Genomic DNA, 13657 nt, shown 5'->3' with positions numbered 1-13657 from the left:
CGAAAGCAGGCTGATTACAACGTTGCTTTTACTCTTCAAATTCCCAACACGCTATTTTTTATTCAGCAAATGAGCAATTAATAGTACCATGGTTTTTTTTCATCAGATTCAACATACGCTTCGCCCCCGCATTTGATCAATACGCCCTGTCCTGCTGTAAGCCAGATACCCTTTTTATGACTGGCCGGCACCAGCCTTCCGTTCTCTCCCACATCAACTACCCATATTTTCTCACTATCAATTTTTGTCTGAATATCGAAGCGGGCGGATTTCTCCAGGCTTAGGTTCACCACCATCACATAATTTGTGCCGCCCTTACTTACAAATTCGCCTACCATCATGGGGGCATCAGTATTCAGTTGCTGCACCCACTTCCCCGGCAACAGCGGTAAGGAGGCGTCCGGCGCAGGTGAGGTAAAATAAACGCCTGTGGACGTCAGTTGCTTAATAATGGGGCCGAGAACGCTCAACTGCCGGTTCACCTCCTGCAAATACCGCCAGGTTAAGGTTTTGTGCTCCTCCTTATCAATAGGATTGTAACCATAGGCTTGCCCGTGGTAGGTGTACCACCTGATTCCTCCCGCTCCCGCGGCTAAACTGGTGTACGCCTGAAAAGCTAAATTGGCCGGCGAGGGTATTGGTGTTTGCGGACGAATCTGATTGGAAGAAACAACATTGACAAAGGGCAGCTTATACTTTAAAGCGACGCGCCGCACTTCCAGCAGGTTGGTATAATATTTTGCTGCCTTTGTTGTCTCCTTTAAATCCATTGACATCTCCACCATGTAATTGTCATAACTAAGAAACTGTGGTTTCACTTCGTTTACAAACCTTTCGAGGTACTCGCTATACGTCTTTGTGCCTAGCTGGGATTTGACCTGGTCCATTTGCCATATAGTGGCATAGTTGGGGTAGAGATTAACCGTTGCCAACTTTCCGGGCGCATATTTCTTCACCGCCGCAACAGCCTTTGCCAGGGCAGGAAAAGCCAAAGCTGAAGGCTCATCACATATATGATAACCGATTATCGCCTTGCTATGGCCTGCTTTCTCAACCATCTTTTTAATGTAATTGTCAATTTCTGCATCCGATAATTTCATCCAATCCCCTCCGGTCAAATGAGGACCTTCGGACACAACAACAGAAAGACCTAATTTTTGGCAAAGCGCATAGTTTTGGGGATCTGCCGCATCGGCAAGTGTAAAATTACATTCGGCCATTCCTTTCAATCCCTGTTCACGATTAATAAATTTATTATGATGAAAATCCCTTCCGATCAGAAAAGCATCTGGAGAAAATTTCTCATTTCCAACGGGTGGTATTAACGGCTCGGACGACCCTTTTTTTTGCTGGGCGAAACAATGAGCAGTTAATGATAACACCATCATTACAAAAAGAAAATACTTGGGTTTGCAGCCGTTAAATACATTCATCATAAGTAAATTTTGTTGATTAAACCAGTTATGTTTATAACGAATAACCGAAAATAGCTAATAAGCGTCTCGACGTCTACTACTTTTGTTTGTATTAATAATACAATCTTTCAAATGCATCCTATTTATAAAAAAGCTCTTCAGGGTTTGTGTTCATTTTGTAGAAAGCAACAGGGATCCACTCCGCATTCTTCATCATGACAATAACACAAGGAATTTTTATGCCCTTTTGAAACAAACAAAACAACCTTTTATGGCAGTGTCAGATCATACGTCGTGATAGCGACAAATGAATTCGGTTTTATAGTATGAAGTATTTTACCATCACCGCCAGCCGTTGCCTCACTTTTTTCCAACTGTCCGTTATTGTTATTATTAAAGGAGCAGACGGTATATTTTTTATTTGGAATAAGGCCGCCCGCCGTGTATGCTACCTGCCCTGAAGACTTATTAATGACATAGATGGTTTGTTCGGAAGCAGTGGCGTTGATCATAGCCGCAGCTATTATTGGTCTGTTATCTCCTGCAGTGGGATAAGACGACACCACTCTCCAGCCGGGTTCCGATGTATGGTTAAAAAGCCAGGTCATATAGTACAGGGGATACAGCGGGTAGCCGTCTGTACCGCTCCCGATGCACGAGAAGTACTGGGTTCCGTTATCGTACTTGGCTTTATAACAGTCCCACCTGATAAACCCTGAAAAACCCAGGTTCAATCCATTGATCTGGAACAATGCATTCTGCATAGCAGCAACTGGGGTTTGTGCTATGGGGGTGGAAGTTCCCGTAAGATAACCGGGATCGGGAGCGCCGGTTTTATTTCCCCCTCTTACTCCGTATTCGGTGATATAAACCGGCTTATTTGCCGATCCCGGCGCCTTTACAATAGCTGCCACTTCCGTAAGCCGGGTCATGGGTTTTGCTGCATCATTATCATCCCAGTATATATGCGTTGAATAACCAGAAAGCAGGTCGCCCATATTAGCTGCCAGGTAACCAAACCAGGCCTGCTGGTTGGTTTGAACAAGATCGCCTCCTACAAAATTTATCTTGTTACGAATTCCACGGATAGTCAGTGCCTGATCGAGCGCGGTGTAACAGGTTTTATAATAATCCATGGTCATGCTGGTACTGTTGGGCTCATTTTGAATCGTCACTTCTTTAACCGAGCTCAATCCCCGGGTTACGATCAGCTCTTTTAAAATGTCGGCAAAAGCAGGCATTTCCTCCGGAGTAGACGTATGCCAGAAAGTAATGTTGATCGTAGCAGCGCCGCCATCCTGGGCCAACTGAACCGTTTTTAGGAACGACGTCATAAAATCTGCCGTAGCAGTGGAGTATCCGGGATCCGCCGGCCATGCCCTCGAATCAAAGAATATCCGGACATACCGGGACTTCAACGCTTTTACTTTAGCTTCCAACTGACCAATGTTTGCGGTTGTAATTCCATCGACAGCACTGATCGCAGCATAAACATTCTGATTGTATTGCGTACCGAAGCCGGCAAAATTTGCCGATACGGTTTTTGTAACGTCAATCGTCACCTGCTCCCCCGGAGCCTCACCTCCATTATCTGTCCCTTTATTACTGGCTGATCCTTTGCTGCAGTTGGCCATCAATACAACAAGCGTCAATAATATAAACGTGTTTTTAATCATATTTATAGATTTCATAATGAACCGGAATCAATTTTATTTAAATGTAATCTCAAGTGGTATAGGGGCACACAAACCCTGGCCTGTACCACGGTCAGTGCCTGCCTACGATAGGCTGGTTCTCCTGACCGGGATTTTTCAAAGATTGCGACCAGGCAATCAAACCGTATAAAAAGCCTACAACTTATCTTTGACCTCAATTGTTTTTACCAGCTTGATCTGGTCGGATGCCGTTCCCGCCTGCAGTTCAAATTCACCAGCTTCCACCACTCTTTTCATATCAGCATTGTACAGGGCCAGTTCTTTCATAGGCAAATCAAACTGTACCGTAGCCGTCGCTCCTTTTTTTATAAACACTTTTTCGAAGCGCTTTAATTCTTTAACCGGTGTTGCCACTGAACTTACTTTATCCCTCACATAGAGCTGCACTACTTCTTTACCATCCATCGCTCCTGTATTTTTTACCCTGAGTTTGATGTGACAGGTCTCCCCTGCAGAAAAGGAAGTTTTCGACAGTTCCATCTCCTGGTATTCAAAGCTGGTATAGCTCAGCCCGGTACCAAAGGCCCATAAAGGATCCGGGCTTGAAAACACATAGTCCTTACCCGGACTATTAAGGGAACCTCTTTTATTATAATACCCGTTGTCGGATGGATAATAATTATAAAATACAGGCAGGTGTCCTACACTCTGAGGAAAGGATACATTGAGTTTTCCTGAAGGATTTATCCCACCATTAGCGGGACCAAATAAAACTTCTGCAATGGCTGTTCCTCCCTGCTCTCCGGGATACCATTGCCCCACTATCGCCGGGATATTTTCTTTGATCCATGGAATGGCAAAGGGTTTGCCTGAAACCAGTACCACTACAACAGGTTTACCCGTTTGCTTAATTGCCTTAACGAGGTCTTCCTGAACACCGGGCAATTTAAGATCGGAAAGATCATAACCTTCCCCACTGGTAGCATCGGGATGAGGATAGCCGGGTGAAGCACTTGAAGAACCCACAAAGACAACAGCAACATCACTTTTTGAAGCGGCTGCTACCGCCGCTGAAAAACCCTCTCTGTTTTGCGACCAGGTATCACAACCTTTTGCATGGTTTATTTGGATCTTGTTTCCTGCCAGGGCCTGTATTCCTTGAAGCGGTGTAATTCCATGACGGTTGTCATTCGTCCAGGAATAATCACCAAATTGAACGTGATCAGCATTGGGGCCAATAACGGCTATAGACCTGATACTCCCTTTAAGCGGCAAAAGATGATCTTCATTCTTTAACAGTACAATCGATTCACGGGCAATATCCAAAGCCAGCTGCACCGACTGTGGCGTATGGATGTCGGAGGTTAAACCTTTAAGATTAGGATAGGGATGTTCAAACAATCCGATTGCAAATTTTGCGCTCAGTATTCTGGAAACAGCCGTATCAATATACCGTACCGGTAAGGTTCCTGCTTTTACAAGACTATCCAGCTTTTCAAAACAATCGCTCCACACTTCAAGATCCAATCCTGCTTTGACAGCCTGCAAGGCCGCTTCCGCAGGACCTTTTGCGGTACGCTGAAAAGAATACAGCATCTCCACCGCACCCCAGTCAGAATAAACATACCCTCTAAAGCCAAGCTCTTTTCTTAAAATATCTGTAAGCACCTGATGTGACGCGGCCATGGGGACGCCATCATAGGAACTGTAGGCATTCATAATGCTTAAAGGTTGCGCTTCTTTAATCACCGCCTCAAAAGGTTTTAGATAAATGGAGCGGAGTTCCCTTTCGCCGCCGGCCACCGAAGCAAGGTTCAGTCCGCCCCTTGGTGTGCCATGCGCCGCAAAATGCTTGGGTGTACAAATGATATTGTTTTCGGTAAAGCCTTTCGTAAATGCTACTCCCATACGGCTGGTGAGATAAGGATCTTCCCCATAAGTTTCTTCAACCCTTCCCCATCTCAGCTCACGGGCCAGATCGAGATCGGGCGACAGCACCTGAGTAATGCCTTGTGCTTTCAACTCCTTTGTAATCGTTTGCGTCATCTGGTTCACCAGCGCCGGATTAAAAGTGCTCCCCAATGCGATAGCTTGCGGATAAACGGTAGCGCCGCCATGCACACATCCGTGAAGCGCCTCGGAAGAGGTCAGCACAGGAATCCCCAGCCGCGTTTTTTTAACCATGTATTCCTGCAGTGTGTTGATCACTTTAGCATATTGCGCCACTGTTAAACCCATTCCTTCAAATACACCAAAACTTTTCCCTTTAAGTTTCTGGTCCATCTTCACCGGATCAATCGCATCGGAAACCATGATCTCACTCGCCGATAGATCCTGCATTTGCGCGAGCTTCTCCTGAAGGGTCATCCTGCTCAAAAGGTCTTTCACGCGTACCTCAACAGACTGCAAAGGATCCTTATAAAGAGGCCCTTTGCGGGTTTTGGTTTGCCCCAACGCAATAAAGGGCCCCAGCACCAGGAAAAAAAATAGTATTCGCTTCATAATTGATAAATTTTGGCTTTTATCAGAACTAACCCTTTCAAAAATAGATAAACAGATAACCGGGAAATTATACTTTTCATTGCATTTGTAATACTATCCTGCAGACTACCAACACTCAGTGGAAATGGAAAACCGTGTTTATGTGATCGGGAATGCTATTTCTTTCGATCGTTCTACTGCTGGGGCATTTCACCTTTGGCAATGGCGGCATCGTTGAATCTGGCACCTGGGCATTTTTTCGTTTATAAGATCAGCTCCAGGCCTTACGTAGAAAACGAAGCCAGTTTTTATGAAATATATTTTCAATATCTTCTGTGCTGTATCCCCTTGCCGAAAGGATCATCTGGTATTTTTGCAGGTCGGCGATTGAATCCATATCCCAGGGACATTGCTCGGTTCCGAATATACCGTCCAGATCACTGCCAATCGCTACATGAAGGCTGTTGCCGGCCAACTGGCAGATGTGATCCCAGTGATCCACCAGGTTTTCCAGCCTGATATTTAACTGCCAGGGATCAGATACTGTATCAATGAACCGGGTGTCCATGGCCCAGCAGTCGAGCATACCTCCGATAACGGCATCCCGATCTATCAGCGCTTTTATCTGCTCGTCAGTAAGCTGACGTTGGGTGGGAACTATTTTTCTTACATTATGATGGCTGGCCCAAACCGGCCCCTCGTAAAGCTCCATTGCTTCATGAAAACCTTCGTCAGTAAGGTGGGTTACGTCCAGGATCAGGTTAAGCCGTCCCATTTCTTTTAATAATTCTTTTCCCGCTGCAGTGATGTTTCCTTCTCTTTTTGTACCAGGCGCATACCTGCCGGGGCCGAAATGTGACAGGCCCACCGCTCTTAATCCATAATCATACGCTCTTTGCAAATAGGAAACATCCACTAAAGAATCAGCCCCTTCAAGATTTAAAATATAACCGATAGCTTTTTTTTCATCAGGAATCGTCAGGTCATTCCATAAAGACAAATGGGCTTCAAGCTCCTGCAGGTTGGTGATCTGCACCATTTCTCCAATCGCTTCCATTTCTTTATACCAGGCAAGTTGCGCCTGCGTCATAGCCCAGGCCTGCTGGGGGGAATTCCATCCCGGTAGGGAACTTCCCGGGGGCGTATAGCGGGAGAGCTGGGTGGCTACCACCAGCCCTATCCGGCCTCTTCTCAATTCCGGAAGGCAAACGGTTCCTTTACCCCGGTCCGGTTTATCGTTCATGTACATTTCTCTTTGCCTGATTTCAGCCAAAGGGCGGGTCAGGTCCCGGTTCCATTCAATGGCATTCATGGCAAGATCAAGGTGTGCATCAAAAATGAATAGCTGTTCCATTTATTAAAGTGCGTTTTTTTTGCCTGTAACAGGAAGCTTACGGTAATTAAACGGGTATTTACAAATGATCTCCCGGATCTGATGGCTGAACCTGCTGAACAGTTTTTTCCAATACTCCGCCTCATCCTCTTCATATGCATAAAACCCTTCCTGGTATTCCATTCCCAGCCTTCCCTGCCTGATGATTTCCTTAAAAAATTCGGGAACAGCGGTCGCTTGCGACAATTCAGGATTGAGATCTTTCATCACCAACCCGTAAGCATACGCTCCCATCAGATCCATATACCTGAAATTGCCCGAAAAAGGCAGGTAATAACCAGCATCATTCCGGCAGGCCCTGTCTATATCCTCAACAGAAGCATATCCGTTTTGTACCAGGAAAAATGCTTCTCGCACCATGGCACTGAACATTTTTGCACGCACGCTAACATCATTGCAAACAAGATACGGATCTTTGTTCCAGCATGCTTTGGCCAGCCTGAACAAATCATTGGCCGGCTCCTTACCCGTTTGGTCATTCGCTATGATCTCCAAAAAAAAGGTCGTATGTACGGGTTCAACCCAGTTGAGCCCAATCACCCGCTCCGGGTAGTCACAATCCTGCTGTAAAGTGCTGAGCGGAATACTTTCCGTGTTCATTCCAATAAGGGTGTCGGCGGAAATATGATCTTCTAATTGCCTTAATATGGCTTTTTTTTCATGGGCATCTTCGCCCGTCACTGCGATAGCAAGCTCGTAATGGGAAGTACAATCAAATACACTTGTTACTTTCAATTGGTCTAAAGATATTTTTTCTCCTCCCATTCCCGATAAATCCTTTATATGATTGTAGATGTCGGTTGATGCGGATCTGGTATCGTTTGTCACCAACGTGACCGAATGCCCGGCCTGCAATAAACAAACAGGGACACTAGAGGATAGCCGGCCGTTTGCGCTGATTAATACTGGACTATTTTTATATCTGATATCCATAATAACCACTTAGTTTTTTTGTTAAAATCCAATGCTCCCGCATCAGCATATATAAATTCAAAACTAATTTTTATGTATCCGGACCAATACCTTTTTTATTTGTATTTCTAATATTATTTTTCAACCGGATCCGGATAAAGGTCCGCATTATGATACTGTTCATGGTTATGGCCGACCGCTATTAAGCACGTCGTTTAGCATTGCAGCTTCTTATTCCAACATATCCTTCAACCTCTTTGCAATCAAGCCGGTGATCAATACTGGTAATGAAAATCAACTTGAAAACAGTTAATGGCTTATAAATAAGACCTAAATAGATTGATCAATGAATTGACGAACCTGATACCTGGAACCCGTTGAGAAAACTGATTATCATATTGACCTGTTATTTTGCCATACCCGCCTTAAATGCTACGTGGTTATTGAGCTAAAGAATACAAAATTTATTCCTGAATATGCCGGTAAACTCAATTTTTATCTTTCTGCTGTGCACGGTATTATAAAGCAGGCAGATGATAATCCCACTATCGGTATACTATTATGCTGTGAAAAAAATAATATTGCGGCGGAATTTGCCTTGCGTAATATTAACAAGCCAATGGGTGTAAGAGAATTCCAGCTATTGGAAAATATTCCAGACAATCTTAAAAGCAGCCTGCCAACTATTGAAGAACTGGAGCAGGATTTAAATAAAAAACTTAACGATATTTGAATAGTTCACGAAAAGGAAATTACCGGGTTTTTCTCGATAATCCAGAAAAGTTAAATTTTACACTTTTGACACAATGCTATCCATCGGTTGCCGCCGGATCGCGGACAATACGCTGATAGTGCTTACAATGGTGATTGCAGAAAGTAAGCTGGAAGAAATGGAAATGACACTAACAGTTGTTGTCAATTAATCAACCTCAGAAATTAAACTATGCGTTCTTTTATACGTTTTGTCGTTCATGGTATAGAAACAACAACTCTAGCATAAGATATATCTTTACTACTCTACATTCTTTTTCTTCCAGCTCCGGTGGCTGGCACCATCCATCTTCACAATTTTTGGAGTAAACGTACCGATAATGTCCACCAATGCTTTTTGCGATTGCATCACCGTGTGGATATCTTTATAAGCAAAAGGCGATTCGTCCAGTCCGCCACCCAGCAGTTTCACTCCGAACTTTTTTAGTTCATCCCTGAACTCTTTATCAGTAACAGACTGAATTGCGCGACTACGGCTCATTCTACGGCCTGCTCCATGGGAAGCTGAGTTAACGGCAGCTACTTCACCTTTGCCTTTTACAATAAAGCCGTCTGCTGTCATGCTGCCCGGTATAATGCCCAGTACCTCTTTTCCGGCAGGGGTAGCGCCTTTACGATGTACAATCACTTCTTTACCATCCAGTATTTCCTTCCATGCAAAATTGTGATGATTCTCGACAATCTTAACCGGTTCGCGGCCTAATTGCTTCGCAATTTTATTATGGATCACATGGTGACAGGCAGATGCATAATCCCCGGCCAGGTTCATCGCCAGCCAGTATTCCATCCCTTCTTGCTCGTCCAAGCCCAGCCAGGCAAGGTTTTTGGCTTCTTGCGGCAAGCGGCGTTTACTAATGGCTAGCCTGGTGTAATGATTGGCGATATGCGCACCCAAGGCACGGGAACCGGAATGCGTTAGAAAGCCGATATAAGTACCCGCTTCAACTCCGGCTACTTCATCTTTCTCTGTAATGTTTACCACGCCAAATTCCGCGAAGTGATTGCCGGAGCCCGACGTCCCCAACTGCTTCCATGCACGTCCATGAAGATTTTTCAGCAATGGCATTTCGTAAAACAAAGGATTGTCCATTACTTCATCGTTAGCTGCGTTATCAAACTGGGCGCCGCTTCCAAATAAAGTAGCTTCTCCCAATTCCCTTGCAAAAAATGCTTCGCGATCCAACAAGTCTTTCGGGTTCAGATCAAAAATGCTCAGACACATGCGGCAGCCAATATCCACACCCACGCCATAAGGAATCACCGCATTATCGGTTGCCAGCACGCCACCGATAGGCAACCCGTAACCACTGTGCGCATCGGGCATTAAAGCGCCTGCCACAGCAACAGGCAATTTTGCCGCCTGGTACATTTGGTGCATAGCGCCTTCTTCAATATGTTCCTGCCCGAATACATTAAAGGAAATGCCGGTTTGGTTCAGTGATATTTCCGCACCTTCAATATCCCGCGGCTTTGGCAAAAGCTGTTGTGCAATGTTTCCCAAAACTTCATCCGTAACAAAATTCTCCGGCGTTTCAAGAATTTGCTTCAACCTATTTAAGGCATCCGCTTTGCTTTCATACTTGTATGCTTTGCGCATAATATTCATCGCAACAGATATGACAGGCCCTTCCGGATAACCGATGGCTCTTAATTCCTTACCTGTTAAATTTAATTTACTCATAAAATATTTTTTGACGCCCCCTCGCCGCTACTGCACAATGCCCGCGGCCTCGGGTCGGGCTATTTGCTGCAAGTCCTCGCTGCGTCTCCGCTTCACTCCGGCGCCCTTCGGGCTTTCCGCGTCTATCCCTTACGCGATGCTAATGTAAAATTGCAAGTGATCTGTGCAGTGTTTTTGCACAGTTATTTTTTTTATTAAAAATGGGAAAGTAGTTGCTGCAGGGCAACCCTTAAAAAGTTCAATATGGTATTTATAGTACACGCATAGCGGACGTTAATACCAACTGATGAGAAAGGTAACCCGTTATCATTTACAATAATTGTTTTATCCTCCTCGTTTCATTTTACTGGGAAAAATACCTAATTTTCATCCAACAAAATTAAACAGCATTGCAATTTACGAAGGAGCAGGTATTGGCGCTGGCCCCGGATGAATCCTCCCAAAAAGCAGGGAAGGGACTTGCTGAAGGAAGTAAATGGGTGACCATAGGTGTTAGTGATACAGCATTATGGGGCGAATGCAAAGGCAGTGGCAGCAAGCCTTATCAAACACAGGTAGCCCTTGGCAATATTGCTTTTAAATGCAGTTGCCCCAGCCGTAAGTTTCCCTGCAAACATGGCCTGGGGCTGCTTTTACTTTATGCGGGCCAGCCCGGAATTTTTACCCGGAGCCCAATGCCTGCCTGGGTGCAGGAATGGATCAGCAAACGGGCGGACCGTGAAGAACAGAAAGCGGAAAGTAAAGGTACGCCAGTAGATGAAGCTGCGCAGGAAAAAAGGCAAAAGGCCCGTACGCAAAAAGTTGAAGCCGGTATAGAGGAACTATTACTTTGGATTAAAGATATCATACGCAACGGCATTCTGAATATGCCGGAAAAAGAAAATGTCTTCTGGGTATGGCGCGCAATTTTATTGGAGATCTCTCTGTTAATTCCCGCCGCCTTGGCGATCACCTTTACATTCCGGTTATACACCTGCGGGTCTACAAAAATATTCCGGCGGAACCAGTACTCACTTTCCGTATTGGGATCCATAAATTCTTCCAATGTAGCAACACCATCCGGAAATTTCCATAATGGGATAATAGTGGCGTTGCCGTTTTTATCTCGTTCCCCAATAATATAATAACCATGCTCAAAATCTTTCCGTACGTGCTTCCGCTTCAATACCTTCAGGTCGTTATAATAATAGCCGGTGTAGATTTGAAAAAGGAATAACCGCTGATCTCGCTTTTGCGCCGGATATTGTTTATCCGTTACCACTTTTTTGAAGGACTTGATCTCGGTGATCTCCAGGTGCAGCCCTTCTTCTTTATCGGGTACCGATATTTTTACATCTTCAAAGAAAGATTCTACCTGTTTAATATCCAGCATTCCGTCCCGTTTTGCCGCATATTCCAGCACCACTTTAAACTTGTCAAAATAAGATTTGATGGTAGCAGGAGCGAGTAAGTCGCCTTTTCTTCCGCGCTGTTGGGCAAGGTAATTACGGATGCGGGCGACCATTTCCCAATCGATCTCATCAAAGCGCAGGGCAGGGTTGAATTTATCCAGGTGCTTAATAAAAGCATCGTATTTCTCCCAGGTAACATCGGTAAGAACTACTGTTGGAGGCGGTTTTCTCATATAGTTTTTGAAGTAATCGTTGAAAACTTCCCGGTTTCCTTTAAACCCGAGGACTTTGTCAATATGGTAAAAAGAGAGCTTTCTTTTCTGGGAATACAAACTCCGGTGTAAATCAATGATCTTGGTACGCATTTGATTAATGGCTTCATTAATTTCAAGGTTATAGGGGTTGGTTTCGGCCACCCAGAAAAGATCATGGCCCGTCCAGTCTTCCATGCTGACCTTTACGGGAAGATCCACCAGGTAATACTGGGGATTATTATCAATTGTAACACGGATATGAATAGGGTAAAGCCCTTTCTTATTTTTCCGGTTCCGATAGTTTATTAAGATGCCGATAGATACTGCCATGATGTCCTCTCTTTGGTTCACAATCGCTGGGGTTATTCCAGCATTTTTCCAGATAGGGAGTATCAAAACCCGTGCAAATGGCAAACAAAACGGCAAAGAAAATGGCAAATAAACCAACGGAAATAAGCGGATTTCAGCGGAAATGACACAAGGTGCCAAAATGACGAAACCCGCTATAGTAGCGGGTTTCAGCGTTCGTTGACGTCTTTTGGGTTCGTCTTTGGCTCCCCCTGCTGGACTTGAACCAGCGACCCTCTGATTAACAGTCAGATGCTCTAACCAACTGAGCTAAGGAGGAATGTTTTCCCTAATTGCATAGCGCGATTGAGGGCTGCAAAAATAAGGATATTTTTTATACACAGCCTAATTTGCCCTGCTATTTTTTTATTACCGGTGCTCTTTGTAGAAATTGGGGGCTATGGCTGCCGATAATTGCTCCATATCGGCTTCAGCCACCGGTTGGGCAGCTTCCAACAGCTCGGAAAGTTGCTGGTCGGTTCTTATTCCCGCAACCACCGTTGTTACCGCAGGATTTTGCAATACGAAATTTAGCGCCAACTGCTGGGGCGTGTATCCTTTTGCGCTAAGTTCTTGCTGCAACTGCTGAATACGATCCACCTCACCGGCGCTGCGCCCCAGGTATTCCTTTGCCGGCTTGTTGATCAATAATCCCTGGGCAAATGCCCCGCGGACCAAAACGGCTTTATTATTGGCTTTCAGCAAAGGGAGCGTGCTTTCCTCTGGCCGCCGGTCCAGCAGGCTGTACTGCGTCATTACGCTTACAATAGCAGACCGCTGCACATATTCCCGGATCACGGTGGGGCGGATGCTGCTGATCCCATACTCCCGGATTTTTCCCTGTTGCTTTAGCCGTTCAAACAGATCAATAATGTCGTCAATAGGATCTTCCATTGTTCCGCCGTGCAGTTGGTACAGGTCAATATAATCTGTCTGCAACCGCTGCAGGCTCTTTTCCACACAGTCCAGAATATAGGCGGGTCGCGGGTTCCAGTCCCATCCGGAGCCATCCGCCCGCCATTGGTTGCCTGCCTTGGTGGCGATAAAAACCTTGTCCCGAACTGCTTTCAGCGCCTTGCCTACTTTCTCTTCATTCACCCCTTTCTCATAAAGATCGGCCGTATCAAAAAAATTGATCCCTGCATCAACCGCCCGGCCAATAAGGGTTGCGGCTTCTGTGGCAGTGCTGTCATCAAGCGACATGCAGCCAAAACTCAATGCTGAAACCTTCCAGCCTGCCGCCCCTAAAATCTTATACTCCATTACTAAAATAATTTAACATCCTTCATTATAATCTTATGCACCGGAAATGACATTTTTTTATTAAATTTCATATTCAAATTATTTTCAAAATAG

The 13657-nt window shown here is 45.0% G+C and carries 9 protein-coding genes, 1 tRNA gene and 1 pseudogene; 2 read left to right on the top strand and 9 right to left on the bottom strand.

Annotated elements, in window-relative coordinates:
- Nucleotides 1–77: 77 nt before the first annotated feature.
- The 5 genes from NIASO_RS14435 to NIASO_RS14415 form a co-directional block, all read right to left on the bottom strand.
- A complete protein-coding gene (locus tag NIASO_RS14435) occupies nt 78–1436 on the bottom strand; it encodes a hypothetical protein (protein WP_008586979.1) in 1359 nt (452 codons plus the stop codon).
- 248 nt (nt 1437–1684) lie between these two features.
- Nucleotides 1685–3106 (bottom strand): hypothetical protein, encoded by a 1422-nt coding sequence (locus tag NIASO_RS14430; RefSeq protein ID WP_025299003.1) that lies wholly within the window; start codon nt 3104–3106, stop codon nt 1685–1687.
- A gap of 159 nt (nt 3107–3265) precedes the next feature.
- Nucleotides 3266–5572 carry a glycoside hydrolase family 3 N-terminal domain-containing protein gene (locus NIASO_RS14425; protein WP_008586976.1) on the bottom strand — a complete coding sequence of 769 codons (2307 nt, stop codon included), beginning with the start codon at nt 5570–5572 and terminating at the stop codon, nt 3266–3268.
- Nucleotides 5573–5822: 250 nt separating this feature from the next.
- Complete coding sequence (locus tag NIASO_RS14420) at nt 5823–6905, bottom strand: dipeptidase (protein WP_008586973.1); 1083 nt, start codon at nt 6903–6905, stop codon at nt 5823–5825.
- A 3-nt stretch (nt 6906–6908) separates the two neighbouring features.
- Nucleotides 6909–7877: a 3-hydroxyacyl-CoA dehydrogenase family protein gene (locus tag NIASO_RS14415; RefSeq protein WP_008586971.1), complete on the bottom strand. Its 969-nt coding sequence runs from the start codon at nt 7875–7877 to the stop codon at nt 6909–6911.
- A 415-nt stretch (nt 7878–8292) separates the two neighbouring features.
- On the opposite strand from NIASO_RS14415, the gene NIASO_RS14410 reads away from it, so the two are divergent.
- Nucleotides 8293–8589 carry a PDDEXK nuclease domain-containing protein gene (locus tag NIASO_RS14410; RefSeq protein WP_008586969.1) on the top strand — a complete coding sequence of 99 codons (297 nt, stop codon included), beginning with the start codon at nt 8293–8295 and terminating at the stop codon, nt 8587–8589.
- A 279-nt stretch (nt 8590–8868) separates the two neighbouring features.
- Here NIASO_RS14410 and NIASO_RS14405 read toward each other — a convergent pair whose 3' ends face one another.
- A complete protein-coding gene (locus tag NIASO_RS14405) occupies nt 8869–10308 on the bottom strand; it encodes an RtcB family protein (protein WP_008586967.1) in 1440 nt (479 codons plus the stop codon).
- A gap of 479 nt (nt 10309–10787) precedes the next feature.
- Between NIASO_RS14405 and NIASO_RS20520 the strand changes: the two are divergent.
- Nucleotides 10788–10922, top strand: a pseudogene (locus NIASO_RS20520) (hypothetical protein); the annotation flags it as partial.
- Between the two features lie 23 nt (nt 10923–10945).
- Here the strand turns inward: NIASO_RS20520 and NIASO_RS14400 are convergent.
- The 3 genes from NIASO_RS14400 to NIASO_RS14390 all read right to left on the bottom strand — a co-directional run bounded on the left by NIASO_RS14400 (nt 10946) and on the right by NIASO_RS14390 (nt 13564).
- A complete protein-coding gene (locus NIASO_RS14400; protein ID WP_025299002.1) occupies nt 10946–12283 on the bottom strand; it encodes a site-specific integrase in 1338 nt (445 codons plus the stop codon).
- Nucleotides 12284–12504: 221 nt separating this feature from the next.
- Nucleotides 12505–12581 (bottom strand) — tRNA-Asn (locus NIASO_RS14395).
- Between the two features lie 89 nt (nt 12582–12670).
- On the bottom strand, nt 12671–13564 hold the full coding sequence (locus NIASO_RS14390) for an aldo/keto reductase (protein WP_008586962.1): 894 nt from the start codon (nt 13562–13564) through the stop codon (nt 12671–12673).
- Nucleotides 13565–13657: the final 93 nt, after the last annotated feature.

Origin of the sequence: Niabella soli DSM 19437 (assembly GCF_000243115.2) — a bacterium.
GTDB lineage: Bacteria > Bacteroidota > Bacteroidia > Chitinophagales > Chitinophagaceae > Niabella > Niabella soli.
This window is presented reverse-complemented; position numbering and strand designations above follow the sequence as displayed.

Coding starts and splice junctions, on each gene's coding strand:
- NIASO_RS14425 (WP_008586976.1), bottom strand. CDS start 5,572: ATGAAGCGAATACTATTTTTTTTCCTGGTGCTGGGGCCCTTTATTGCG.
- NIASO_RS14400 (WP_025299002.1), bottom strand. CDS start 12,283: ATGGCAGTATCTATCGGCATCTTAATAAACTATCGGAACCGGAAAAAT.
- NIASO_RS14405 (WP_008586967.1), bottom strand. CDS start 10,308: ATGAGTAAATTAAATTTAACAGGTAAGGAATTAAGAGCCATCGGTTAT.
- NIASO_RS14430 (WP_025299003.1), bottom strand. CDS start 3,106: ATGAAATCTATAAATATGATTAAAAACACGTTTATATTATTGACGCTT.
- NIASO_RS14420 (WP_008586973.1), bottom strand. CDS start 6,905: ATGGAACAGCTATTCATTTTTGATGCACACCTTGATCTTGCCATGAAT.
- NIASO_RS14415 (WP_008586971.1), bottom strand. CDS start 7,877: ATGGATATCAGATATAAAAATAGTCCAGTATTAATCAGCGCAAACGGC.
- NIASO_RS14390 (WP_008586962.1), bottom strand. CDS start 13,564: ATGGAGTATAAGATTTTAGGGGCGGCAGGCTGGAAGGTTTCAGCATTG.
- NIASO_RS14435 (WP_008586979.1), bottom strand. CDS start 1,436: ATGATGAATGTATTTAACGGCTGCAAACCCAAGTATTTTCTTTTTGTA.